We start from the raw sequence: 24,571 nt of genomic DNA on the forward strand, positions 1-24,571 counted from the left end.
ATATATAAACTCTATTGCCTAGGAGAATTATATATGAATTTTATGTTTAAGAAGAATAATAAAAATCTCCTTAAGTTTTGGGGAGCAATGTATTTGATTGTAATTATTATTTTTGGGATAATATACTGGAAAATTGCAAATAAATCTTCTGGTCAGTTTTTTATTTTTCAAAGCGATATAAACATGAATATTAAAATAAATGTTTTTGAAAAAGAGATGAGGTTAAATACTCATAGTAATCAATTAAATGATACTATAAGGGATCTAATTGTTTCTGAGGAATATAAAAGACCAGTCATGAAATTAGGAGAAGAAAGGAACAAAAGAATAAATATATTTGTATTTGATAAGGTATTAGGTGAATTATGGGCAAACTATTATTATGAAGTATTTATTCAAAAAGGAATAACTCATATGAAAATAGATGAAGCCTCAGAAGAAATGATAAATAATACAAAAGTTTATAAAGTTAAAGTTTCTTTTTACTCATTAAATAAAGAAACTAATTTTGATAAATATAAACTATATAAATATAGTTATTTAAATTACTTTAAAAAGATTTGTACTGCTAATATATTTATTAAGGATTATCCATTAATAGAAGGGATTTTTGATCCTAATTTTACATTTTATCCTTTGAACTTTTACTTTAATTATATTATTGAAAACTCGATATCATTTTTGGATGATAGTCCTATTGTACTTAAAAAAATAACAAATGGAACATTTAAGTATCCACTTTGGAATTTCCTTTATTTCAGTACAGTAACTATAACTACACTTGGGTATGGGGATATATTACCAAATTGTACACTAGTGCGCACCCTTGTAATGATTGAAGCTATAATTGGAGTTGTTATTATTGGAATGGTTGTTTCATATCTTTTTAAAATAATTGATAATGGATAGCTTTTCTTGTAAAATATATATTAAAAAGTTAAAATATAAATAATTGCTAAAATAGTTGAAGGGAGCGGATTTAGTTGACAGAAAAATTGTATTATAAAGATCAATATTTAAAGGAGTGCGAAGCTCAAGTAATTGATGTTATAGATAATGATAAAGAAGTACTTGTAGTGTTAGATAAGACAATATTTTATCCAGAAGGAGGAGGACAGCCATCTGATGTAGGTGAAATTGATGGAATTAAAGTACATCATGTTTTTGAAAAAGGTGATGTGATATATCATCATATGAATGAAGCACCAAAGAATAAAAAAGTTGTTTGTAAAATAGATTTTGATGTGAGATTTGATCATATGCAGCAGCATGCAGGAGAACATTTACTTTCTGGAGCTATACTCAAGTTATTTGGTGGAAATAATAAAGGTTTTCACATGGGGGATGAATATGTAACTTTAGATGTTGACATAGATCATATGACAGATGATATGGTAAAGACGGTAGAAGATGAAGTTAATTCATACATATATAAAGATAGAGAATTTCATACATGTATAGTTTCAAGGGAAAAAGCAGAAAAGTTTCCAATTAGGAAAAAATTAAAAGATGGTGAAAGCAGTATAAGGATAGTAGAAGTAAAAGACATGGATTGCTGTCCCTGCTGTGGTACCCATGTAGCTAGAACAGGGGAGATAGGACTCATAAAAATAACTAAAACTGAGAGATATAAGGGTATGACTAGAATATACTTAAAATGCGGTAACAGGGCATTAAAAGATGTTCAAGTAAAACAAGATATAATAAGTAATTTAAGTAAATACCTTTCAACAGATGAATATGGTTTGATAGATAGAGTGCAGAAACAATCTAATGAAATAGATGAACTAAAAAAACAAGTAAATAAGTTAAATAAAATATTTGCAGATCAAGAAGCTGAAAAAATAATAAATAGATCATATTCAAAGGTTATATTGCAAAATTACGAGTACATGACTTTTGATCAAGTTCAGTTAATTGGAAGTTCTTTAAGTAAGAACGATTGTATATTTATACTAAGTTCTGTATGTGATAAAAAGATAATATTTGAAAACAATACAGATCTTGATATAAAATGTGGAAGACTATTTAAAGAGCATATTAGAGACTTTAATGGAAAAGGCGGCGGAAAAGATAAAAGGGCACAGGGGACATTTGATTCTGAAGAAGATTTAATTAAGTTCTGTGATTTTTTGTATTCCAAAGTAAATGAATCCATAGACTAAAATATCTTTAACAATTAAAGTAATTAAGATATAATAAAAGCTCATATTAATCATGAGCTTTTATTATATCTTTAATAACTTCTCCTCCAATTATCATGCCCGCTGCAGGTGGAACAAAGGAAATACTCCCAGGTATTTGTCGTTTAGCAAGGCACTTCTTGCTGCCTCCAGAACATACACAACCTTCCTTGCATGTTATAACATCATGCTTAGGTGTCAATGGTATTTCTTCAGAGTATAGAACTTTTAAACTTTCAATATTTCTTTTTCTAAGTTCATGTCTCATTACTTTTGCCAAAGGACATATTTTTGTGCTGTAGATATCTGATATTTTAAATTTAGTTGGATCAAGTTTATTTCCAGTACCCATACAACTTATTATATCTATATTATGTTCCTTACACCAAACTATTAAAGCTATTTTAGATGAAACAGTATCTATTGCATCTATAACATAGCTAGTATCAATTGGAATAATTTCATCTATGTTGTCTTCTTTTACAAAAGTTTGATATGTTTCTACTTTACAATTAGGATTTATTTTTAAAGCTCTTTCCTTTAAAACATCAACTTTAGGTCTGCCTATTGTGTCATGATTTGCATGTATTTGTCTATTTAGATTTGTTAGACATATAGTATCATCGTCTACAAGAATTAGATTACCTATCCCACCTCTTATTAAAGCTTCAAATGAAAAACTGCCGACTCCACCTAATCCGAAAATTACTACGGTACTATTCTTTAATTTTTCTAAGGCTGGTTCACCAATTAGTAATTCTGTTCTAGAAAATTGATTTTGTTTTATTTGCATATAATATATATCTCCTTTATTAGAAATTTGGTGTATATTATATATTGTAGTATATAATACTATAATTAAATGTCAATATTATAAATTTCAATGAAATAAATTGCGATAGATTGATATTATGAGGATTTGCCGTTAATATATGTTTTTAAGCCGATTTAATTGATATAATTGATATAATTTGCTAATTGAATAACTTCAGTCAGTAAACTATAATGTAAGGTGAATAAAATTGTAATGTAAGGATGAATTAACAATGAAAGTAAGAGTAGGATTGTGCCAGATGATGGTCATTAAAACTTCTAAAAAAGACAATATAATTAAAGCAAAAATTATGATGGAACAAGCTATTTCTAAAGGTGCTGAAATTGTGGTACTTCCTGAAATGTTCAATTGCCCTTATAATAATAAGCATTTTAGAGAGTATTCAGAACAATTTCCAAATGGAGAAACTATAAGAATGCTTTCAAATGTTGCAAAAGAAAAAAAAGTATACGTAATAGGTGGTTCAATTCCAGAATTAGATAATGACAATGTATATAATACTTGCTTTGTATTTGATGACAGCGGTAAAATGATAGGAAGACATAGAAAAGCACATTTATTTGATATAGATATAAAAAATAAAATTAAATTTAAAGAATCAGAAGTATTAACGGCAGGAAATGAAATTACAACTATAGATACAAAGTGGGGGAAAATAGGAGCAGCCATATGTTATGATATCAGGTTTCCTGAGTTAATACGGGCAATGGCATTAAATGGAGCAAAAATGGTATTTATACCAGCATCATTTAATATGACTACAGGTCCAGCACACTGGGAAACATTGTTTAAATCTAGAGCCTTAGATAATCAAATTTATGTTATTGGAGTTTCTCCAGCTAGAAATACATCATATTCATATGTATCGTATGGTAATTCATTAATAGCTAATCCATGGGGTGAAATTACCAACAGATTAGATGAAAAAGAAGATATATTAATAGGAGATATAGACTTAGATTATATAGATGAGGTGAGAGAATCGCTGCCAATATTAAAACATATGAGACCTAATCTATATGACAAATTCAAATAAAATAAGCCTGCTATAGTAAAATAAATTTGTATTTCAATAGCAGGCTTACTTAAAGCTTATATATTAAAGTTTTATTGTATTAGATGCTGAATTCATTTTTTCGACTATTGTATACATGTTAGTGATTTCTCCGATAACTAATTTTTCTTTTAAATTGTAAAAGTCAAGACAGGTTCCACAGCTCGATATTTTAACGCCTTTGTCCTTAAGTGCAGAAAGACTTTCAAGACATTCAGAACCTTGAGAAGTAAGTTTTACTCCACTATTTAGAAAAATTAAATTAGTAGGTAATTCGTCACTTTCACTTAATGCATACAGATAACTTTTCATTAAAGTTACACCAAGTTTATCATCGCCTGTACCAAGTTTGTTACTGCTTATAATTATTACTAAATTTTTATTAAATTTAATAGTTTCACAGGAACAATCTTCTTTAATTATTTTTATATAATATAAATTATTATTTTGACTTATGGTGTATTTAAATCCACTATTTTCTGCAAACTTAGATACGTTATTTTTAGATATATCATTATCTACTATTATAGTAGCTTCACCATTTTCTATCGAATCAAAATATTTTTTGGTGTTAATAACGGGTTGAGGACATTTTAATCCTTTGCAATCAATTGTTTTTTCCATGTTTATAAGACCACCTTTCAAAAATAATAATACATAGTAATATATTTTAATATATTTTGGATAAATTAATATTAAACACATTAATTCTAAAATAAATTATAACATAGTATATATTTAAATTAAGTTATAATTGAGCTTATTCAATATTTCTATTGTTAGGTTAATATCTATAAGCAATACTTATAAAAACAGTAATCAGAAAATTTCGATAAACACATACTAACGAAAAAGTTGTGATAATATGATATACGATGTTTTATATGTAACTATGAAAGAATATTAAAGAAAGGATTTTTTATAATGAAGGAATTTATTTTTAATTCTACAGCTATTTTTCAAATAACGGTTTTCATAATGACAATGTATTATTTAATACTTTCTTTATTTGGATTGTATAAAAAAGAAGATAAGGGTGTAGAAAAGTGTGCACCAAAGAATACATTTGCTATGTTAATAGCAGCTCATGATGAAGAGATGGTTATATCTAATATCATAGAAAGTCTTAGAGATATAGACTATCCAAAAGAGTTGTATGATATTTTTGTTGTTGCAGATAATTGTACTGATAATACAGCAAAAATTGCAAGAGCGTGTGGAGCAGCTGTATATGAAAGGCATGTACCTGATAAAAGAGGAAAAGGTTATGCTCTAGAATGGATGTTTGATAGAATTTTTAAAATGGATAGGAAATATGATGCTATAGCAATTTTTGATGCTGATAACTTAGTATCAAAGAATTTTCTGAAGGAAATGAATTATAAACTTGTTAAAGGATATAAGGTTGTTCAAGGTTACATAGACAGTAAAAATCCAGAGGATTCATGGATAACTGAATCTTATTCCATATCATTTTGGACGGCGAATAGATTGTTTCAGCTTGCAAGATCAAATTTAGGATTATCAAATCAAATAGGTGGTACAGGCTTTTGTATGGATGTGGAAATACTTAAAGATTTAGGATGGGGAGCAACTTGTCTTACGGAAGATTTGGAGTTTACATGTAAACTGGTTCTTAATGGACATAAAGTTGGATGGGCACACAATGCAATAGTTTATGATGAGAAGCCAATTACTTTAAAACAGTCATGGAATCAGAGAAAAAGGTGGATGAAAGGCTTTGCAGATGTGTCTTCTAGATTTTTCTTTAAACTTATAAAAAAGTTTATAAAAGATAGAAGTTTTACTGCCTTAGATTGTGCACTGTATACATTTCAGCCTTTTATAACATTACTTATAGGTTTATCAGCTATTTTAACTTTACTGCAAAATAATGCTGAACATGGTTTAAATATATTTGTTATAAATTCCTTGTTTGCGCCTGTTGTGTGGAAAACATTTAGCATACTTCAATTTTTATTTACTCCTCTTATAATGTTACTTGAGAAAAAATTATCTAAAGTTATGTTTGGAGTTTTTGCCATATATTCTTTAAATATAGTTGTATTTTCAAATATATTTAGTACAACTCCAACATTTAGTCAAATAGTTATAGCCAATATAATTTACTTAGGTATTTTTATATCGGTTCTAGGAATTATGAAGAGTAAGCATCCATTGAAGATATTTATATGGTATTTGTTATATGGGGTTTACACTTTAACTTGGATACCAATTACTATTCAAGGCATAATAGGTAAGAATAATAAGGATTGGAATCACACTAAGCATGTAAGACAAATAAGTATACAAGAAGTTGAATAATATACTAAAAAAGAGATTATTTTTTAATAATCTCTTTTTTATAGAATGGTTTATTTTTATTTAATTTTAATTATTATGTAATTATATCAAAATAATTAATTTGAAATGATTTTATTAACATTATAAATATTATGTTAATAACAAAAAATGTAAACAAAAAACAAAAAAACTATAAGGAGAAATTATATGGAAGAAAGACTTCAAAAATATATGGCATCTTGTGGAGTAGCTTCAAGAAGAAAATGCGAAGATATTATACTTCAAGGTAGAGTTTCAGTAAACGATAAGGTAGTAAAGGAACTTGGAATAAAAGTTCATCCAGATAAAGATAAGGTTAAACTTGATGGAAAACCTATTAAAGTAGAAAACTCAAAAGTTTACATTGCATTGAATAAGCCTAGAGGATATCTTTCTACTGTTAGAGATGAAAGAGGGAGGAAAACGATTATGGACTTATTAAATGTAAGTGAGAGAATATATCCTATAGGAAGACTAGATTATGATACTTCTGGCTTAATCTTGCTTACAAATGATGGGGACGTATATAATAAAGTAATTCATCCAAGGGAAGAAAAAAATAAAATATACACAGCTCTTATAGAGGGGAATCCTGATAAATCTAATATAAAGCAATTTGAAAGTGGAATAAATATAGATGGATATATAACATCTAAAGCAGAATTCAAGGTTATAAAAAGTTATAAAAACTGTTCTGAAGTTAAAATAATTATACACGAAGGTAAAAATAGACAAATAAGGAAGATGTGCAGCAAGATAGGTCACCCTGTGATAAACTTAAAAAGAATACAGATAGGACAAATAAAATTAGGTGATCTATTGGAAGGACACTGGCGTTTCTTATCAAAAGAAGAAATTGATTATTTAAAAACAAAGTAAATAATATATTATTTGATAGTAGAGGTATAATAAAATGTATAAATATGTTACAAATGTGAGTGCTATATCACATTATATTATTAAAAACTTTTGTAGAAAATTTAATACTGCAGTAGATGCTACCTTGGGTAATGGTCATGATTGTGATTTTTTAAGTGAGAACTTCAATCATGTATATGCCTTTGACATACAAAGCTGTGCTGTAGATTCATATAAATCAAAGTGCAGGAATAATGTAACAGTAATTAATGATTCTCATGAAAACTTTAAAAATTATATACATAATGAAGTTGATTGTATTATTTACAATTTAGGATTTCTTCCGGGAGGAGATAAAAGTATAGTTACTAGAGAAAATTCAACTATAAAAAGTTTGAAAGTTGCACTTGATATTTTAAAGTGCGGTGGAATAATTTGCATATGTGCTTATCCAGGTCATTCTGAAGGTTTAAAGGAGGCAAAAGCAGTTACTAACTTTGTAAAAGATATCCCTAAAAATAATTATGGAGTTTTAATTCATTCTTTTGCTAATAGAGAAAATAATCCTCCATTTTTAATATCTATTGAAAAAAATTATGACGAGGTGAAAAAATGCAAGAAAAATTAGAATTAATAGCATCAAGAGAATTTAATCATTATGAAGATATGTATAAAATCATAGATTTTCTTAATAAGAACCTAGGTGAATATGGGTTTATATTTGGGATTTCGGAAAATAATAATAAATATATTGTAAATATCTATAAAGAAAAATAAATACTTAATAATGAATAATATATTGAAAACCTGTTCAATAGATGTTAAAATGAAATAAATATTGCAGAAAAATTGAGAGTAAAGAAGGGACGGGATAATCATGGAAGATAATAATAGACAGGATTTAATGAGAACTATTCAAATTAAGTTTCCTCGTTTAAGTAAAGGGCAAAAACTTATAGCAGAGTATATTTTGAAACACTATGATAAAGCAGCATTTATGACAGCTGCAAAATTGGGAATTAGTGTTGGAGTTAGTGAATCAACAGTTGTTAGATTTGCAAATGAATTAGGATTTACTGGTTATCCTAAATTACAAAAAGCTCTCCAGGAGCTTATAAAAAATAAGCTCACTACTGTTCAAAGAATAGAATTATCAAATGATTTTATAACTGAGGAAAGTGCTTTAAAAGGAGTGCTTAAATCAGATATGGAAAATATAAGGGCTACACTTGAGAAAATTAATCATAAAACTTTTGAAGATGTTGTAAATAGCATATTTTCTGCTAAAAAAATATATATAATAGGACTTAGAAGCTCAACTGCACTTGCAGAGTTTTTAGGATTTTACTTAAATTTGATTTTGGACAATGTAAAAGTTGTAGCATATGGTATAAGCGATATTTTTGAACAAATGATAAATTTAAATAAAGATGATTTAGTAATTGGTATAGGTTTTCCACGTTATGCAGCGAGAACTGTGGAATCACTTAACTTTGCCCAAAATAGAGGAGCTAAGGTTGTAGCTGTAACTGACAGCTTGCTTTCTCCACTTGCAGCAAGAGCTGATTATACATTGATAGCTCAAAGTAATATGGCATCATTTGTTGATTCATTAGTTGCACCTTTAAGTGTAATAAATGCTCTAATAATTGCAGTTGGATTAAGAGAAAAAGAGAAAATTTCAAAAACATTTTCTGACCTTGAAGAAATTTGGGAAGATTATCAAGTATACTCCTTTAAAGAAAGTAATTAAAATAAAAAGGTAAATATGTCATTTTATATTACATTATGATGAAATATTTTTTGAACTTAGAAAATTTTCAAAAAAAGCAGGATAAATGAAATATTTATAGAATACGTTAATTATAAGATTAATTTATATGCAGCACATACATCATAATAATAAAAAGTGATGTATGAAATGCCATAAGGGAGGGTATTATAAAATGATAAATGAAAATGTTAAAAACTACATTAATAATGTAATTGAGAATGTAAAGAAAAAGAATCCTAATGAGCCAGAGTTTTTACAGACAGTTGAAGAGGTTTTAAGTTCATTAGGTCCAGTACTTGAAAAACATCCTGAATATATTGAAGAAAATCTTCTAGAAAGATTTTGTGAGCCTGAGAGACAAATAATCTTCAGAGTACCATGGGTTGATGATAAGGGTAAAGTTCAAGTCAACAGAGGTTTCAGAGTACAATTTAATGGTGCTATAGGACCTTATAAGGGAGGATTAAGATTCCATCCATCAGTTTATATTGGAATAATTAAATTCTTGGGATTTGAACAAATATTGAAAAACTCATTAACTGGTCTTCCAATTGGTGGAGGAAAAGGTGGATCTGATTTTGACCCAAGAGGAAAATCAGATGGTGAAATAATGAGATTTTGTCAAAGCTTCATGAATGAGTTATATAGACATATAGGACCAGATGTCGATGTACCAGCAGGTGATATTGGTGTTGGTGGAAGAGAAATAGGATATTTGTTTGGACAATATAGAAAAATAAAGGGAGTATTTGAAAATGGAGTCCTTACAGGAAAAGGCCGCTCCTATGGTGGAAGTTTAGTAAGACCAGAAGCTACAGGATTTGGTGCAACTTATTTTTGTGAAGAAATGCTTAAACATGAAGGAACAGATTTAAAGGGTAAAACTATTTCTATATCTGGATTTGGTAATGTTGCATGGGGAATATGTAAAAAAGTTAGTCAGTTAGGCGGTAAAGTTATAACTCTTTCAGGTCCAGATGGATATATCTACGATCCAGATGGAGTAATAGGTGAAAAAGTTGATTACATGCTTGAAATGCGTGCATCAGGAAGAGATAAGGTACAAGATTACGCTGATAAATTTGGAGTTAAATTCTTCAAAGGAGAAAAACCATGGGGAGTTAAAGCTGATATCGTAATGCCAGCTGCTACTCAAAATGATATAAAAATAGAAGATGCTAAAAAGATAGTTAATGCAGGAATTAAATTAGTATGTGAAGTTGCTAATATGCCTTGCACAAACGAAGCTGTTAAGTACTTACAGGATAGTGGAGTAATTGTAGGACCTTCTAAGGCTGCAAATGCAGGTGGTGTTTCTACTTCAGCTCTTGAAATGTCACAAAATAGTGAAAGATTGTCATGGACAGCTGAAGAAGTTGATGCTAAACTTCATCAGATAATGATTAACATATATAATAATTGTAAAGATGCTGCAGAAAATTATGGATTTGGATACAATTTAGTAGCTGGAGCTAACATAGCTGGATTTGTAAAAGTTGCAGATGCTATGCATGCACAAGGTATAATTTAGACATATTTAATTTAAAATTAAAAAGGGGTGGATTTGGGAACGTAATCCCAAACCACCTTTTTTGGGTATATAGCTGTGTTACAAATAATCTAAATTAACCAAAAGTTATATGATTTATCTCCTCTATATTGAATTTATTAGTTTATTATATTAATATGTTAAGGATAATAAAAATTTAATCCTTATTGGTGGTGAATAAATGTTAACAGCTGTAGTAATTGGAGGCGGACCTGCAGGAATGATGGCTGCAATACAAGCTTCTAAAAAATACAAAACGATATTAATTGAGAAAAACGAAAAATTAGGTAAAAAGCTATATATAACAGGTAAAGGAAGATGCAATTTAACTAATGCTAAAGATATAAGTGAATTTTTTGAATGTATACCAGGTAATCCAAACTTTTTATATAGCGCTCTATATACTTTTACTAATGAAAATACAATGGAGTTTTTTGAAAAATTAGGGGTTAAACTTAAAGTTGAAAGAGGAGATAGAGTATTTCCTGCTTCAGATAAATCCTCTGATATAATATCAGCATTAATAAGAAAGCTTAAAGAAAATAATGTTGACGTAAGACTCAATATGCGTGTAAGTAAATTCATTCACGATAAAAGTAAAATAACTGCTGTAGAGCTTGAAGATGGAAATATTATAAAAGGAAACTTTTTTATATTGTGTACTGGAGGAATGTCTTATCCCCAAACTGGATCAAATGGAGATGGTTATAAACTTGCTAAAGATATAGGGCATAAAATAACTAATATAACTCCATCGCTAATACCTATTGAAATAAATGAAGAATGGATAAAGGATCTTCAAGGGCTGTCACTGAAAAATGTAGAACTTAAAATTGTAGATAATAAAAATAAGGTCTTGTATAAAAACTTTGGAGAAATGCTTTTTACACACTTTGGTATTTCTGGTCCTATAGTATTAACTGGAAGTAGAATAGCAGCTAAACATAAAAACTTAAAAGCTGTTATAGATCTAAAACCAGCTATGTCCCTGGAAGAACTCGACAAGAGATTACAAAAGGATTTTAAAAAATATATAAATAAAGATTTTAAAAATTCACTTGATGAACTTTTACCTAAAAAGCTCATAGATACTATAATAAATATATCTAAAATAGATCCTAACAAAAAAGTTAATTTAATAACAAAACAGGAGAGAATGAACTTAGGATATATATTAAAACATTTAACGTTAAGCATAAAAGGATGCAGACCTATATCGGAGGCTATAGTAACCAGTGGAGGAATAAATGTTAAGGAAATAGATGCATCTACAATGAAATCTAAAATAGTTAACAATCTGTATTTTGCAGGTGAAGTAGTAGATGTTGATGCTTGTACAGGTGGATTTAATATACAAATAGCGTTATCTACTGGATATTTAGCAGGAAGCAGTATAGCTAATTTGTAAAGTATTACAAAAATGTGTACACATATAGGATATACCCAAAATAATGTGCCAATTTATTTAAGTAATAGTCTCGGAAAATAAAGGATTTCATGTTTTTTTATAGAATATATATTTTTATAGAATGTATAATTGTATATTTAAAATTTAGTATTTAACTTTTGGAAAGGCGGAATAACCTTGCATATATCTATAGCAATTGATGGACCTGCTGGAGCAGGAAAAAGTACTATTGCAAATATTATAGCTAATAAATTTAATTTGGTTTATATTAATACTGGATCTATGTATAGAGCAGTTACTTTAATTGCAATAAGAAACAAAATATCATATACAGATGTAAGTGCTGTATGTAAACTTGCAAAGTCCCTTAAAATACAATTTAAAGGCGAAAATATAATAGTTAATAATGAGGATTTAAGTACATCTATTAGAAATATAGAAGTAACTAATGCTGTATCTAATTATGCATCTATTCCTGAGCTTAGAAAAATACTTGTAAAATTACAGCAGAATATGTCTCGAGAATATAATGTTGTTATGGATGGAAGAGATATTGGAACTGTAGTTTTAAAAGATGCTGATCTTAAGTTTTTTTTGACTGCTGATGTGAAGGAAAGAGCTAAGAGAAGATTTGATGAATTTAAAGAAAAGGGAATTAATGTGGAATATGATAAAATATTGAGTGATATAATAAGGAGAGATTACATAGACTCTAATAGACAATCAAATCCTCTTAAAAAGGCTCAAGATGCAATAGAAATAAATTCTTCAAAACTAAGTATAAATGAAGTAGTGGATGTTATGTCAGGATACATAAACAATTATATGATGATTAGTTGAAGGTGAATTTAGATGAATGTAGAAGTTATACTTGCAAATAAAGCTGGTTTTTGCTTTGGTGTAAAAAGAGCAGTAGATGAAGTTATAAATGTTCAAAAAAAATTTAACAAGAAAATATATACGTTAGGTCCATTAATACATAATAATGATGTTGTAAAGTATTTGGAAAGTAAAAATATATACTCTATAAGTTTAGAAGACACCAATAATTTAAGTGAAACAGATGTCATTGTAATAAGATCACATGGAGTTTCTAAAGAAGTTATGGATTTATTAAAATCAAAATTTGTTAATATAATAGATGCTACATGTCCTTATGTTTCAAGTATACATAAAAAAGTTTTCAAATATTATAACAAAGGATATTCAATATTAATAGTAGGAGATAAAATGCATCCCGAAGTTGTTGGCATTAATGGATGGTGTGATAACAAAGCTATTATATCTAAGGATGGAGGTAATTTAAATAAATTACCAAGTAAACTATGTATTGTTTCTCAAACTACTGAAAAGCAAAGTAATTGGGAGAAAGTTTTAAATATAGTTTCTAAGAACTGTAAAGAGTTTATAGCTTTTAACACCATATGTAGTTCCACAGAACTTAGACAAAAATCTGCAAGTGAATTATCTAAAAAGGCTGATTTAATGATTGTAATCGGGGGACGAAATAGTTCTAATACTACTAAATTATATGAAATATGTAAAAGCAATTGTACTAATACTATTCATGTCGAAAATTCAGGAGAAATACCTGATAATATAATTAATTTAAAAACAAAAGTTGTAGGTGTTACAGCAGGAGCTTCAACACCAGATTGGATAATAAAGGAGGCAATTTTAAAAATGAGTGAAGATAATAACTTAGAAGTTAATGAACAATTAGCTTATATGGAAAAGAATGATAACCAAATAATAGTAGGAGAAATAATAGAAGGGACTGTTATTTCTGTAAATGAGAAAGAAGCTTTTCTTAATATAGGATATAAAGTAGATGGTGTTTTGCCTAAAACTGAAGTAACAAAATCACAAGATGAAGATTTAAGAAATTTAATAAAGGTGGATGAAAAGTTAGAAGTAAAGATCATAAGAAGAAAAGATGAAAATGGAAATGTTGTTTTATCAAAGATTGAAATTGAAAGAGAAAAGGCATATAAGAAAGTTAAAGAAGCTTTTGAAAATGAATCAACCTTAAAGGTTTTAGTTAAAGAGTCTGTAAATGGCGGATTGGTTGCAAGTTATAATGGAATAAGGGTGTTTATTCCAGCTTCTCATGTTGAACTTTTTCATGTAGATGATCTTTCACAATATACCAATAAAGAATTAGATGTTAAAATTATAGAATTTGAAGAAAAGAGAAAGAGTACAAGAATAGTAGCTTCTAGAAGAAAAATATTAAAGGAAGAAAGGGCTAAGAAAGAGGAAGTTACTTGGGAAAAGTTACAAAAAGATACTATTGTAGAAGGTGAAGTTAAGAGGTTAACAAACTTTGGAGCATTTATAGATATTCAGGGGATAGATGGACTTTTACATGTATCAGAAATATGTTGGGGTAGAGTTGAAAAACCTGAGGATGTACTTAAAATAGGTCAGAAAATAAGGGTTTACATACTAGATATAGACAAGGAAAAGAAAAAGCTGTCACTTTCTATTAAAAAACTTATGGATAATCCTTGGAATAATGTAGATATAAAGTATCCAGTGGGAAGCATAGTACTAGGAAAGGTTGTGCGTTTTGCAAACTTTGGAGCATTTGTAGAATTAGAACCTGGTGTTGATGCATTAGTTCATATTTCACAAATAAGCCATAAGAGAATAAACAAACCTGATGATGTACTTAAGATAGGTCAAGAGATAAAAGCTAAAATATTAGATGTAAATAAGGTAGATAAAAAAATAGGCTTAAGTATAAAAGAGGTTGACGAAATATAAATTTATTATTTTAATTAGATATCTTTACTAAAATGCGTGTAATATATAACTATATACCACGCATTTTTTATATATAATATAATACATAGTTAGTATAGAAATTAAGAGATATATCTAAGTAAATAGAGTTTTTTGCATGTATATTTAAAATAATGACTATATATATTGACTTTTTTATAATTTTTGATAAAATTTAATTGTTATATTTATATATGAGGAGGTAGACATGGACAATGAATGAATTAGGAAGACATATTTTATCAGAAATTTACGGCTGTAATTCAGAAATCTTGAATAACAAGGAACTTATAGAAAAGATAATGGTTGATTCAGCTTTAAAGGCTGGTGCAGAAGTAAGAGAAGTTGTTTTTCACAAATTTAGTCCTCAAGGGGTCAGTGGAGTTGTTATAATATCTGAATCTCATTTAACAATTCATACATGGCCAGAGCTTGGATATGCTGCTGTTGATGTATTTACTTGCGGTGATAGAATAAATCCATGGAATGCCTGTAATTACATGACAGAAAAGTTAGATGCTAAAAATATGACAGCTACGGAAGTGAAAAGAGGTATATTTGAACAACCAGTATCAGTCAAAGCATTAGATATATAAAAGATCATCGCCAAGATGGTCTTTTATTATTTGCTATACTGTAATAATTTTTATCTCCAATAATATACTTTATTAAAGAACTAATTGGAGGTAATCATATGGAAGAACATAAAAGTGATTATGATATATGTGAAAAAGAAAAAGAAATGATAGATACTGTACTTGAAAGATATAATTTTGATGTTCTAAGTGTTAAAAAAGTTAGAAGTGTATATAAGCTTAAAACATCAGATGAAAATATATGTTTGAAAAAGATTAAACATGGTAAAAATAAACCTTATAATGGAAGTTTACTTGTGGAACAGCTTTTAAATAATGGCTTCTCAAATACAGCAAAGTATTATAAAACCGAAGATGGGCATAACTATGTAAGATTTAAAAATTTATTGTTTTATGCTACAGAATGGATAGATGGTGAAGAATGTGACTTAAACAATATAGATGAAGCCGTTGAATGTGTAAAGCTGCTCGCTAAGTATCATTTAGCTGCAAGTAAAATAGATGTAAGTAAACTCAAAATAAGAAATAATATAAAAAACTGGGACAGAGTATTTACTAAAAACATGCATGATTTTGAAAAATTTGAAAGAATAATAAAAAATAAAAAATTAAAAACAAAATTTGATTTATTATATAAAAATTATATAGAGAGTATGTATTATAAAGGTATGGTGTCAGTACATTTTTTAAACACTTCAGAGTATTATAAGCTGTCAAAACAATCAAATCGAAGAAAAACTATATGTCATGATAGCTTCTATTATCAAAATATAATTAAAAAAGGGAATAAGTATTATATAATAGATTTAGATAGTATAATTATTGACTTACATGTAAATGATCTAGGCAAATTAATAAGACGATTAATGTTTAAGAAAGGCTATGAGTGGGATTTTAATAAAACATTGAAACTAATTGATGCATATAATTCTATAAATAGGTTAACTAAAAGCGAACTTGAAGTAATGCTGGCTTTAATTGTTTTTCCACATAAGTTTTGGAAGTTAGGTCAAAAAAGGTATATAAAACACAAGACCTGGAGTGAACAAAAGTATTTGCACAAGCTTGAGAGGTTAATAAAGTATGATGAAATTCAAAATAAGTTCTTGGAAGACTATTTAAAATATCTCGATAAATATGAGTAAATTTGACTTGCAAAAAATTAAGAATTATACTTAAATTGTTATTATGATTATATCTGAGATGATTAAGAGGATAATTAATGATGTATCAAATTATGAGTTTAAATAAAAAAAATTTAAATGAATTTAGAAGATTAAATGAAAATAAAAGTAATTTCAATTGTTTAAATAAAAATTTCTTTGAAATATATGATAAGTGCAGTTTTGCACAAAAAGTGCTTTTGAGAAGAAAAGTAAGGCTGCTAAAGCAAGATTTAAATTATATAGGATACATATGGTATAATGTGAATTGCAGTTATAGAAATACCTACATAATAAATGCTTTAAATATTGAAAATTTTGAAACAGGATTAATTGCTCCATATAAGTATCTAATAGATAAACTTAGGAGAAATTCTACCTTTTATTATATATGTGAAAATAATGACTATAACTATAAAGTCTTAAAAAAGATTGGATTTGAAAAAAAAGAAGGTACTTTAATATTAAATTTGAATTTAAATCAAAGTATACCATTAATTATTAAAGATGATATAAATTTTGAGGTTTTAAAAATCGGTAGAGATGAGAAAAAAAGGTGCCATATTCAAAATAAAATATTTAAAAATAATGAGAGAATACCACTTAATTTAAATGATATTTATTTTGATGAGATGCAAAGTTATTATTTAAACAATGGTGCTATATTTATAAAAAAAGGTGAGACATATATTGGATATGGACAAATAATATTAGAAGATAATACTCCAACTATAGTTAACTTTGGAATTTTAGAAGAGTTTAGAGGAAATGATTACAGCAAATGTCTTCTGACTTATTTGCTAAAAATTATAATGTGCAATGGTTTTGATAGAGCTAAGATAAAAGTTAAAACTTTTAACTATATAGCTTTAAATTTATATAAACAGATGGGATTTAAAGTTGAAAATAAGAGATACAAATGGCAAATAAAAACATAACCCCATGTGTATAGGGGTTATGTTTTATTTTGCTTATTCGTGATTTTTTTTGTATTCTTCTAATGCTATCTTTAATATATCCACAGCATCCTTTAATGAATCACAATTTAAGCAATAAGATATTCTTACTTCATCCTTACCAATACCAGGAGTAGCATAAAATCCTTCAGCAGGAGCTACCATAACAGTTTTGCCATCATGGCTAAAATCAGTTAAAAGGTATTTAGCAAAATCCTCAGCATTTTTAACAGGAAGTTTAGCAACTACGTAAAATGCACCTGAAGGTTTTTTACAAATTACATCAGGTATCTTACTCAAACCTTCCATAAGAATATCTCTTCTATGTTGGTATTCTTTTCTAGTTTCAACAAAGTAACTTTCTGGAGTATCCTTTAATGCTGCAGCACCTACCTGTTCTACAGTAGGAACACAAAGCCTTGATTGGCAAAGTTTCATTATGTTGTGCATTAGTTCATGGTTCTTTGAAGCAACTAAACCTATTCTAGCACCACAAGCACTATAACGTTTAGATATACTGTCTACAACTATTACTCTATCAGCAATATCCTTCAATGTTAAAGTTGATGTATATTTTAAGTTATCATATACAAATTCCCTGTAAACTTCATCTGCAATTAAGAATAAATCATGTTCTTTTGCTATATCACCAAGCATCCTTAATTCTTCAGGAGTGTATACAACACCTGTTGGATTTCCAGGGTTTGAAATCATTATAGCTTTTGTTTTGTCTGTAATTTTACTAACTATATCTTCTTTTTTAGGAAGATGGAATCCTTCTTCTGCTTTTGTCAAGAATGGAACTACTTTTGCATCAGCTACATTTGAAAATCCAGTATAATTTGTATAGAAAGGTTCTGGAATTATAATTTCATCTCCTGGATCACAAAGTGCTTGAAATGTTAACATTATAGCTTCGCTTCCGCCATTAGTTACTACTAGTTCTTCTTTAGTAAATTCTGTTCCCCATTTTTTATAATATTCTATAAAGCTTTCTTGAAGTTCTTCCATACCTTGAGATTCAGTATACTTTAAAACATCTTCTCTAAAAGAAGAAATAGCATCGAAAAAAGGTTTAGGAGTCAAGACATCTGGCTGACCTATGTTTAGATGATATACCTTTATACCCTTTTTCTTAGCTTCATTAGCATAAGGTGCTAACTTACGAATAGGTGAAAATTTCATGTTTAATATTCTGTTTGATAATTTCATTTAAAAATACCCCCCAAAAACATAATAATTTATTTAATATAATAGATAAAATATAATGTAACATTTTAATCTATAAATATTATTCTTTAATTATTGCAACTTATTTTAAAGTAGTTTCAATTGGTACGTGTATAGATTTTAGTTCAAACATACCTTCGCAAGGAAGACCAGTAAAATAGCTTCTGTCACATATACAATTTGATCTTAGATATTTTTTATTTTCATTATTTTGATCTGGATTTTTTATATCGTACATATTACATTCCTCCTTTTAGGCATAGTTTAACCTAAAAGGAGTTTTTTAGTATAGTTTATTATTCATATATTAATAATATTTGGAAAGTACTTTTCCTAATCTCTTAATTCCTTCAATGATTTTGTCTTCACTCATACAAGAATAATTTAATCTAAAGTAATTAGGATGACCGCCATTAGGGAAGAAAGAACCTCCAGGAACATATGCTACATTTTCCTTTAGTGCTTCTTTTAATATTTCAGCAGCATCTAACCCTTCTTTTAGTTCAACCCATGTAAATAATCCACCGTATGGGCAAGTGTGCTTTGTGCCTTTTGGAAAATATTTATCCATACTTTCAAGCATTAAAGTTCTGCGTTTTCCATACGTTTTTATGATATTCTTAATATGATCTTCTAAATTATACTTTTGCATGAATAAAGCAGCTATTCTTTGATCTAATGTACTGCATTGAAGATCTGCGCCTTGCTTTACTATTATATATTTTTGTAATATAGAATTTTCTGCACATACCCAACCAAGTCTTAAACCAGGAGAAAAAATCTTAGAAAAAGTTCCAAGGTAAATTACCCAACCTTCTTTATCAAAACTTTTAATAGATGGGTGTCTAGTTCCTTCAAATATAAGATCACCATAAGGGTTATCTTCTATTACTGGAACTTTGTATTTGGCAGCGAGTTCTGCAATAGCTTTTCTTCTATCATCCGGCAAAGTTTTTCCAGTTGGATTTTGAAAATCTGGAACGGTATATATAAGTTTTACATTAGGATCTGATTTTAATATATTTTCTAATTCATCAATTACCATACCGTTTTCATCCATTGGTACTTCTGCAAATTTTGGTCTATATGCTCTAAATGCATTGATGGCACCTAGATAACTAGGACTTTCACATACTATGGTATCTCCTTCATTTACAAAAATTTTAGCAGAGAACTCTAGTGCTTGTTGAGAACCAGTAGTAATTGCAATATCATCACAAGTTACATTCACTTTAGCAGCAGACATCCTTTGTTTTGCGATTAGTTCTCTTAATGGTTTAAAACCTTCTGTAGAACTATATTGTAGAGCAGCTTCACCATCTTTTTTAAGTACCTCTTGTGTTACATCACTTACTTCCTTAACAGGAAATAACTCAGGAGCAGGTAATCCACCAGCAAATGAAATAATTTCGGGCATTTCAGTAAACTTTAAAAGCTCTCTAATTTCTGAGGCTTTTAAACCTTCTGCTCTTTCTGAAAATTGCACCTTCATAAAAATCCCTCCTAAATATTATATAATGAATGTACAATATAGATATTCTATAAAAGGTTTAAATATCCTCTTTATTTGGAGAAATTTGTAATGATTAAAGTATTTCTTTTAATTTAATGATACCGTTTTTTATGCCCTTTTTCAATATAAATTTTCTATAAATATGTTTAACCAAGAATATTTGGTACTATTTTATATTTGAAAAGAGTTTTTAATACAAGGTACATTAAATTAGATATTGCAATGGAAATATAGTATAATGTAACATGTTAATAAAACTTAAGTTTAGCTATGAGGTGAATAATATTTATGGATAAAAATAAAAAAAAGTTTTTTATAGAAACCTGGGGCTGTCAGATGAACGAAGAGGACTCTGAAAAGTTATCAGGAATGCTTAGAAAAATTGGATATGATAGAACAGATATTAGGGAAGATTCTGATTTAATAATTTTTAATACATGCTGTGTAAGAGAAAACGCTGAACTCAAAGTATACGGTAATTTAGGAGCTTTAAAATCTCTTAAAAAGAGAAAGCCAGAACTTGTTATAGCTGTGTGTGGATGCATGATGCAGCAAAAGGAGATGGCTCAAAAAGTTGTAAAGAAATTCCCTTTTGTTGATATAGTTTTTGGTACACATAATACATATAAATTTCCTGAATACTTAAATACAGTTAAGCAAAATGGAACATCTGTAATTGCAATACAAGATAAAGAAGATGGCATAATTGAAGGTATTCCGATAGATAGAGAAAGTAAAATTAAAGCATTTGTTACTATAATGTACGGATGTAACAATTTTTGTACTTACTGCGTAGTTCCATATGTGCGAGGCAGGGAGAGAAGTAGAAAACCTGAGGATATAGAAAGAGAAATAGTTGAATTAGTATCAAAAGGTTATAAAGAAGTTACTTTGTTAGGACAAAATGTTAATTCTTATGGTAAGGGATTAAATCCGGAGATAAATTTTGCTGAGCTTTTAAGGAGAATCAATAAAATTGAAGGACTTGAGAGAATTAGATTTATGACTTCTCATCCTAAGGATTTAACAAGAGATGTAATAGATGCTGTTGCTCAATGTGATAAGGTATGTGAACACATACATTTACCTGTACAATCCGGTTCTACAAAAATATTAAATAAAATGAATAGAAAATATACCTGTGAACAGTATTTAAAATTAGTTAGTGATATAAAACAAACTATACCTAATGCAGCAATAACTACAGATATAATAGTAGGATTTCCTGGGGAAACTGAAGAAGATTTTGAATGTACATTAGATCTTGCAAAACAAGTTGAATATGACTCAGCATTTACATTTTTATATTCAAAACGAGAAAATACACCTGCTAAGGAAATGGAAGGGCATATACCTGAAGACATAAAACATGAAAGATTTGAAAGGCTAGTTAAGGTAATAAATGAGTCATGTAGTAAAAAGAATGCTGAATACGAAGGAAGAGTAGAAGAAATTTTAGTTGAAGGTTTTAGTAAAAATGATATTAACAAACTCACTGGAAGGACTAGAACTGGAAAATTGGTGAATTTCACAGGAAATAAGGAACATATTGGTGAATTGGTCAGCGTAAAGATAACTAAAGCCAAGTCATTTTCATTAGAAGGAGAAGAAGTATAAAACACTCATTACATCGATTTAAAGAATGGAGGTTTTACTAGTGGGATTAACTCCTATGATGCAGCAATATTTAGAAGTAAAAGAAAGTTGTAAAGATTGCATTCTTTTTTTTAGATTAGGAGATTTTTATGAAATGTTCTTTGAAGATGCTGAAATAGCATCACGTGAATTGGAATTAGTTCTTACAGGAAGGGATTGTGGTTTAGAAAAAAGAGCTCCTATGTGTGGAATCCCATTTCATGCTGCTAATTCTTATATAGGCAGACTAATCAGCAAAGGATATAAGATAGCAATATGTGAACAACTAGAAGATCCTAGTCTTGCTAAGGGAATTGTAAAAAGGGGTATTATAAAAATAATTACACCAGGTACATACACTGATTCTTCATTTCTAGAAGAAAACAAGAATAACTATATACTATCACTATATATAGATACTCGTGAAAATGTATTTTCGCTGTGTTGTTCTGATATATCAACTGGAGAATTTAATTGTACTGACTCTAATTTTAACATGTCAAATATTTTAGATGAAATAGCTAAATATTCTCCAACAGAAATGCTTATACAAGAAAGTTTAAGTGATGACATATATAAATCTATAAAAGAAAGATTTAGTATTTCATTTACAAAACTTAAAGAAGACTTTTTTGTAGATGATGCACGCGTAAATTTAGAAGGACAATTTGATGACTTTGATGCCGATAATTTTAATGCTGTTTTATTAAAATCTTGTAATGGTCTTTTAAAATATATAAAACATACTCAAAAAACATCATTGTCTAATATAAATAAGTTACAATATTACACTATAGTCGACTACATGACTATAGATATGAATTCCAGACGAAATTTAGAGTTAACTGAAACACTGAGAGATAAAACTAAAAAAGGTTCTTTTTTATGGGTGCTTGATAAAACAAGTACAGCAATGGGAAGCAGACAGTTAAAAAAGTGGATAGAACAACCGCTAATTAATAGAAAAAATATAGAACATAGATTAGATGCAGTAGAAGAAATAGTTAATAACATATCTTATCATGAAGACTTAAAAGAATCACTTAGGGAAATATATGATATAGAGAGGTTAGCTGGAAAAATATCATCTAAAAGTGTTACTGCCAAGGAGTTAATTTGGCTAAAAGCTTCCTTAGAAAAGGTACCAGCTGTAAAGAAGATAATTTCTAATTTCAATTCATATCTTCTTAAAAATATGTATGATAATCTTGATGAATTAAGTGACATATATGAATTACTTGATAACTCTATAATGGATACTCCATCTATATCATTAAAAGAAGGCAATCTTATAAAAGAAGGTTTTAATCAAGAAATAGATGAACTTAGAAAGGCAAAGGCTCATGGAAAAGAGTGGATTGCAAATTTAGAAAGTAATGAGAAAAATGCTACTGGTATAAAATCATTAAAAATAGGATATAACAAAGTTTTCGGATATTATATAGAAATAACTAAATCGAATTTAAATTTAGTACCTGAAGGAAGATATATAAGAAAACAAACTTTAGCAAATGCAGAAAGGTATATAACTCCAGAATTAAAGGAAATGGAAGACAAAATACTTGGAGCTGAAGAAAAGTTAATAAATTTAGAATATGATGTATTTGTAAATATAAGAGAAACTGTAGAAAAGCAAGTCAGCAGAATGCAAAATACTGCAAGGATAATATCTGAAATAGATTGCTTAAATTCACTAGCTTATGCAGCACTTGAAAATGACTATTGCAAACCTGAAATAAACAATAAAGATGAAATACATATTGTAGATGGAAGACATCCAGTAGTTGAAAAGTCAATGGATACTGGAACTTTTGTATCAAATGATACTAATTTAAATACAGAAGATGATCAACTTTTATTGATTACAGGACCTAATATGGCAGGTAAGTCTACATATATGAGGCAAGTAGCTTTAATTGTGATTATGTCTCAAATAGGCAGTTTTGTACCAGCTAAAAAAGCAGATATATGTATTTGCGATAAGATATTTACAAGAATAGGTGCATCTGATGATCTAGCTGCTGGGAAAAGTACTTTTATGGTTGAAATGTGGGAAGTATCAAACATATTAAAAAATGCAACCCATAAGAGTTTAGTACTCTTAGACGAAGTTGGAAGAGGCACAAGTACTTATGATGGCCTTAGTATTGCGTGGTCAATTATAGAGTATATATGTAATAATCCAAAACTTAGATGTAAAACTTTGTTTGCAACTCATTATCATGAACTCACAAAGCTGGAGAAGATTATAAAAGGTGTTAAAAACTATTCTGTATCTGTAAAAGAAGAAGGTAGTGATATAACTTTTTTACGTAAGATTATAAGGGGTGGAGCAGACCAATCTTATGGAATAGAAGTTGCAAAATTAGCTGGATTACCAAGTGAGGTCATAAAAAGAGCAAGAGAAGTATTAAGTTATATAGAAGACTCTAAGGAAGACAGCGTAAATGTAGAAAAGATTACAAATGGAGCAGTACAGGAAGCTGCTTTAGTTAAAGAAGAAAAGGTAGAGGATGCTAAAAAGGCTCAAGAAAAACAAGTAGATTTTTTTGATATACAAAAAGAAAATCTAATTAAAGACATCTTGAATGTAGATATATTAAATATGACACCTATGGAAGGGTTTAATAAATTATATGATATAATAAAAAAAGCTAAAGAACTTTAAAATGTTTAATTATCTGAAG

Annotated in this window: 22 protein-coding genes; 17 read left to right on the plus strand and 5 right to left on the minus strand. The window is 28.4% G+C overall.

Going from position 1 to position 24,571, the window contains the following annotated elements; translation table 11 throughout:
- Positions 1 to 33: 33 nt before the first annotated feature.
- Positions 34 to 909: a potassium channel family protein gene (locus EBB51_RS06960; RefSeq protein ID WP_123053797.1), complete on the plus strand. Its 876-nt coding sequence runs from the start codon at positions 34 to 36 to the stop codon at positions 907 to 909.
- Between the two features lie 74 nt (positions 910 to 983).
- Complete coding sequence (locus EBB51_RS06965; protein WP_123053798.1) at positions 984 to 2,165, plus strand: alanine--tRNA ligase-related protein; 1,182 nt, start codon at positions 984 to 986, stop codon at positions 2,163 to 2,165.
- Between the two features lie 46 nt (positions 2,166 to 2,211).
- Here the strand turns inward: EBB51_RS06965 and EBB51_RS06970 are convergent, their stop codons facing one another.
- A complete protein-coding gene (locus tag EBB51_RS06970) occupies positions 2,212 to 2,970 on the minus strand; it encodes a tRNA threonylcarbamoyladenosine dehydratase (protein WP_123055005.1) in 759 nt (252 codons plus the stop codon).
- A 259-nt stretch (positions 2,971 to 3,229) separates the two neighbouring features.
- On the opposite strand from EBB51_RS06970, the gene EBB51_RS06975 reads away from it, so the two are divergent.
- On the plus strand, positions 3,230 to 4,054 hold the full coding sequence (locus EBB51_RS06975; RefSeq protein ID WP_123053799.1) for a carbon-nitrogen hydrolase family protein: 825 nt from the start codon (positions 3,230 to 3,232) through the stop codon (positions 4,052 to 4,054).
- A gap of 63 nt (positions 4,055 to 4,117) precedes the next feature.
- On the opposite strand, the gene yedF is transcribed toward EBB51_RS06975, so the two are convergent.
- On the minus strand, positions 4,118 to 4,696 hold the full coding sequence (gene yedF / locus EBB51_RS06980; RefSeq protein ID WP_123053800.1) for a sulfurtransferase-like selenium metabolism protein YedF: 579 nt from the start codon (positions 4,694 to 4,696) through the stop codon (positions 4,118 to 4,120).
- A gap of 300 nt (positions 4,697 to 4,996) precedes the next feature.
- Here yedF and EBB51_RS06985 point away from each other — a divergent pair, with 300 nt between their 5' ends.
- From EBB51_RS06985 to EBB51_RS07040, 12 genes are all read left to right on the plus strand, one after another.
- Positions 4,997 to 6,397, plus strand: a complete 1,401-nt coding sequence (locus tag EBB51_RS06985) for a glycosyltransferase family 2 protein (protein ID WP_123053801.1) — start codon at positions 4,997 to 4,999, stop codon at positions 6,395 to 6,397.
- Between the two features lie 186 nt (positions 6,398 to 6,583).
- Positions 6,584 to 7,294 carry a pseudouridine synthase gene (locus EBB51_RS06990; protein ID WP_123053802.1) on the plus strand — a complete coding sequence of 237 codons (711 nt, stop codon included), beginning with the start codon at positions 6,584 to 6,586 and terminating at the stop codon, positions 7,292 to 7,294.
- 34 nt (positions 7,295 to 7,328) lie between these two features.
- Positions 7,329 to 7,901: a class I SAM-dependent methyltransferase gene (locus tag EBB51_RS06995; RefSeq protein ID WP_123053803.1), complete on the plus strand. Its 573-nt coding sequence runs from the start codon at positions 7,329 to 7,331 to the stop codon at positions 7,899 to 7,901.
- The gene (locus EBB51_RS07000) at positions 7,886 to 8,050 is read left to right on the plus strand and encodes a YpmA family protein (RefSeq protein WP_123053804.1); all 165 of its coding nucleotides are present in this window, start codon (positions 7,886 to 7,888) and stop codon (positions 8,048 to 8,050) included. Before EBB51_RS06995 ends, EBB51_RS07000 begins: the two co-directional genes overlap by 16 nt.
- Before the next feature lie 100 nt (positions 8,051 to 8,150).
- Positions 8,151 to 9,026 (plus strand): MurR/RpiR family transcriptional regulator, encoded by an 876-nt coding sequence (locus tag EBB51_RS07005; RefSeq protein ID WP_123053805.1) that lies wholly within the window; start codon positions 8,151 to 8,153, stop codon positions 9,024 to 9,026.
- A gap of 193 nt (positions 9,027 to 9,219) precedes the next feature.
- Complete coding sequence (gene gdhA / locus EBB51_RS07010) at positions 9,220 to 10,578, plus strand: NADP-specific glutamate dehydrogenase (RefSeq protein ID WP_123053806.1); 1,359 nt, start codon at positions 9,220 to 9,222, stop codon at positions 10,576 to 10,578.
- Between the two features lie 199 nt (positions 10,579 to 10,777).
- Positions 10,778 to 12,004 carry an NAD(P)/FAD-dependent oxidoreductase gene (locus EBB51_RS07015; protein ID WP_123053807.1) on the plus strand — a complete coding sequence of 409 codons (1,227 nt, stop codon included), beginning with the start codon at positions 10,778 to 10,780 and terminating at the stop codon, positions 12,002 to 12,004.
- A gap of 177 nt (positions 12,005 to 12,181) precedes the next feature.
- Positions 12,182 to 12,844 (plus strand): (d)CMP kinase, encoded by a 663-nt coding sequence (gene cmk, locus EBB51_RS07020; RefSeq protein ID WP_123053808.1) that lies wholly within the window; start codon positions 12,182 to 12,184, stop codon positions 12,842 to 12,844.
- 12 nt (positions 12,845 to 12,856) lie between these two features.
- Positions 12,857 to 14,773: a bifunctional 4-hydroxy-3-methylbut-2-enyl diphosphate reductase/30S ribosomal protein S1 gene (locus EBB51_RS07025; protein WP_123053809.1), complete on the plus strand. Its 1,917-nt coding sequence runs from the start codon at positions 12,857 to 12,859 to the stop codon at positions 14,771 to 14,773.
- Positions 14,774 to 15,006: 233 nt separating this feature from the next.
- The gene (gene speD, locus EBB51_RS07030; protein ID WP_123053810.1) at positions 15,007 to 15,387 is read left to right on the plus strand and encodes an adenosylmethionine decarboxylase; all 381 of its coding nucleotides are present in this window, start codon (positions 15,007 to 15,009) and stop codon (positions 15,385 to 15,387) included.
- A gap of 98 nt (positions 15,388 to 15,485) precedes the next feature.
- Positions 15,486 to 16,532 (plus strand): CotS family spore coat protein, encoded by a 1,047-nt coding sequence (locus EBB51_RS07035; RefSeq protein ID WP_123053811.1) that lies wholly within the window; start codon positions 15,486 to 15,488, stop codon positions 16,530 to 16,532.
- Between the two features lie 77 nt (positions 16,533 to 16,609).
- Complete coding sequence (locus tag EBB51_RS07040; RefSeq protein WP_243103812.1) at positions 16,610 to 17,488, plus strand: GNAT family N-acetyltransferase; 879 nt, start codon at positions 16,610 to 16,612, stop codon at positions 17,486 to 17,488.
- A gap of 33 nt (positions 17,489 to 17,521) precedes the next feature.
- Here EBB51_RS07040 and EBB51_RS07045 read toward each other — a convergent pair whose 3' ends face one another.
- The 3 genes from EBB51_RS07045 to EBB51_RS07050 form a co-directional block, all read right to left on the minus strand.
- Positions 17,522 to 18,718, minus strand: a complete 1,197-nt coding sequence (locus EBB51_RS07045) for a pyridoxal phosphate-dependent aminotransferase (protein WP_123053812.1) — start codon at positions 18,716 to 18,718, stop codon at positions 17,522 to 17,524.
- Between the two features lie 100 nt (positions 18,719 to 18,818).
- The gene (locus EBB51_RS13660) at positions 18,819 to 18,974 is read right to left on the minus strand and encodes a hypothetical protein (protein WP_190285240.1); all 156 of its coding nucleotides are present in this window, start codon (positions 18,972 to 18,974) and stop codon (positions 18,819 to 18,821) included.
- A gap of 69 nt (positions 18,975 to 19,043) precedes the next feature.
- A complete protein-coding gene (locus tag EBB51_RS07050; protein WP_123053813.1) occupies positions 19,044 to 20,228 on the minus strand; it encodes a PLP-dependent aminotransferase family protein in 1,185 nt (394 codons plus the stop codon).
- Positions 20,229 to 20,537: 309 nt separating this feature from the next.
- Between EBB51_RS07050 and miaB the strand changes: the two genes are divergently transcribed.
- Both miaB and mutS read left to right on the plus strand, forming a co-directional pair.
- Positions 20,538 to 21,866: a tRNA (N6-isopentenyl adenosine(37)-C2)-methylthiotransferase MiaB gene (gene miaB / locus EBB51_RS07055; protein ID WP_123053814.1), complete on the plus strand. Its 1,329-nt coding sequence runs from the start codon at positions 20,538 to 20,540 to the stop codon at positions 21,864 to 21,866.
- A gap of 40 nt (positions 21,867 to 21,906) precedes the next feature.
- Positions 21,907 to 24,552, plus strand: a complete 2,646-nt coding sequence (gene mutS, locus EBB51_RS07060; protein WP_123053815.1) for a DNA mismatch repair protein MutS — start codon at positions 21,907 to 21,909, stop codon at positions 24,550 to 24,552.
- Positions 24,553 to 24,571: the final 19 nt, after the last annotated feature.

The sequence above is a fragment of the Clostridium sp. JN-1 genome (assembly GCF_003718715.1).
In the GTDB taxonomy this organism is placed as follows: Bacteria; Bacillota; Clostridia; order Clostridiales; family Clostridiaceae; genus Clostridium_AV.

What these genes read in the sequence shown, in the direction of transcription:
- EBB51_RS06990 (WP_123053802.1), top strand. Translation starts at nt 6,584, where the DNA reads ATGGAAGAAAGACTTCAAAAATATATGGCATCTTGTGGAGTAGCTTCA.
- EBB51_RS07035 (WP_123053811.1), top strand. Translation starts at nt 15,486, where the DNA reads ATGGAAGAACATAAAAGTGATTATGATATATGTGAAAAAGAAAAAGAA.
- EBB51_RS07015 (WP_123053807.1), top strand. Translation starts at nt 10,778, where the DNA reads ATGTTAACAGCTGTAGTAATTGGAGGCGGACCTGCAGGAATGATGGCT.
- EBB51_RS06960 (WP_123053797.1), top strand. Translation starts at nt 34, where the DNA reads ATGAATTTTATGTTTAAGAAGAATAATAAAAATCTCCTTAAGTTTTGG.
- EBB51_RS07045 (WP_123053812.1), bottom strand. Translation starts at nt 18,718, where the DNA reads ATGAAATTATCAAACAGAATATTAAACATGAAATTTTCACCTATTCGT.
- EBB51_RS07000 (WP_123053804.1), top strand. Translation starts at nt 7,886, where the DNA reads ATGCAAGAAAAATTAGAATTAATAGCATCAAGAGAATTTAATCATTAT.
- yedF (WP_123053800.1), bottom strand. Translation starts at nt 4,696, where the DNA reads ATGGAAAAAACAATTGATTGCAAAGGATTAAAATGTCCTCAACCCGTT.
- speD (WP_123053810.1), top strand. Translation starts at nt 15,007, where the DNA reads ATGAATGAATTAGGAAGACATATTTTATCAGAAATTTACGGCTGTAAT.
- EBB51_RS07050 (WP_123053813.1), bottom strand. Translation starts at nt 20,228, where the DNA reads ATGAAGGTGCAATTTTCAGAAAGAGCAGAAGGTTTAAAAGCCTCAGAA.
- EBB51_RS06985 (WP_123053801.1), top strand. Translation starts at nt 4,997, where the DNA reads ATGAAGGAATTTATTTTTAATTCTACAGCTATTTTTCAAATAACGGTT.
- miaB (WP_123053814.1), top strand. Translation starts at nt 20,538, where the DNA reads ATGGATAAAAATAAAAAAAAGTTTTTTATAGAAACCTGGGGCTGTCAG.
- EBB51_RS13660 (WP_190285240.1), bottom strand. Translation starts at nt 18,974, where the DNA reads ATGTACGATATAAAAAATCCAGATCAAAATAATGAAAATAAAAAATAT.
- EBB51_RS07025 (WP_123053809.1), top strand. Translation starts at nt 12,857, where the DNA reads ATGAATGTAGAAGTTATACTTGCAAATAAAGCTGGTTTTTGCTTTGGT.
- EBB51_RS06995 (WP_123053803.1), top strand. Translation starts at nt 7,329, where the DNA reads ATGTATAAATATGTTACAAATGTGAGTGCTATATCACATTATATTATT.
- EBB51_RS07040 (WP_243103812.1), top strand. Translation starts at nt 16,610, where the DNA reads ATGATGTATCAAATTATGAGTTTAAATAAAAAAAATTTAAATGAATTT.
- gdhA (WP_123053806.1), top strand. Translation starts at nt 9,220, where the DNA reads ATGATAAATGAAAATGTTAAAAACTACATTAATAATGTAATTGAGAAT.
- EBB51_RS07005 (WP_123053805.1), top strand. Translation starts at nt 8,151, where the DNA reads ATGGAAGATAATAATAGACAGGATTTAATGAGAACTATTCAAATTAAG.
- EBB51_RS06975 (WP_123053799.1), top strand. Translation starts at nt 3,230, where the DNA reads ATGAAAGTAAGAGTAGGATTGTGCCAGATGATGGTCATTAAAACTTCT.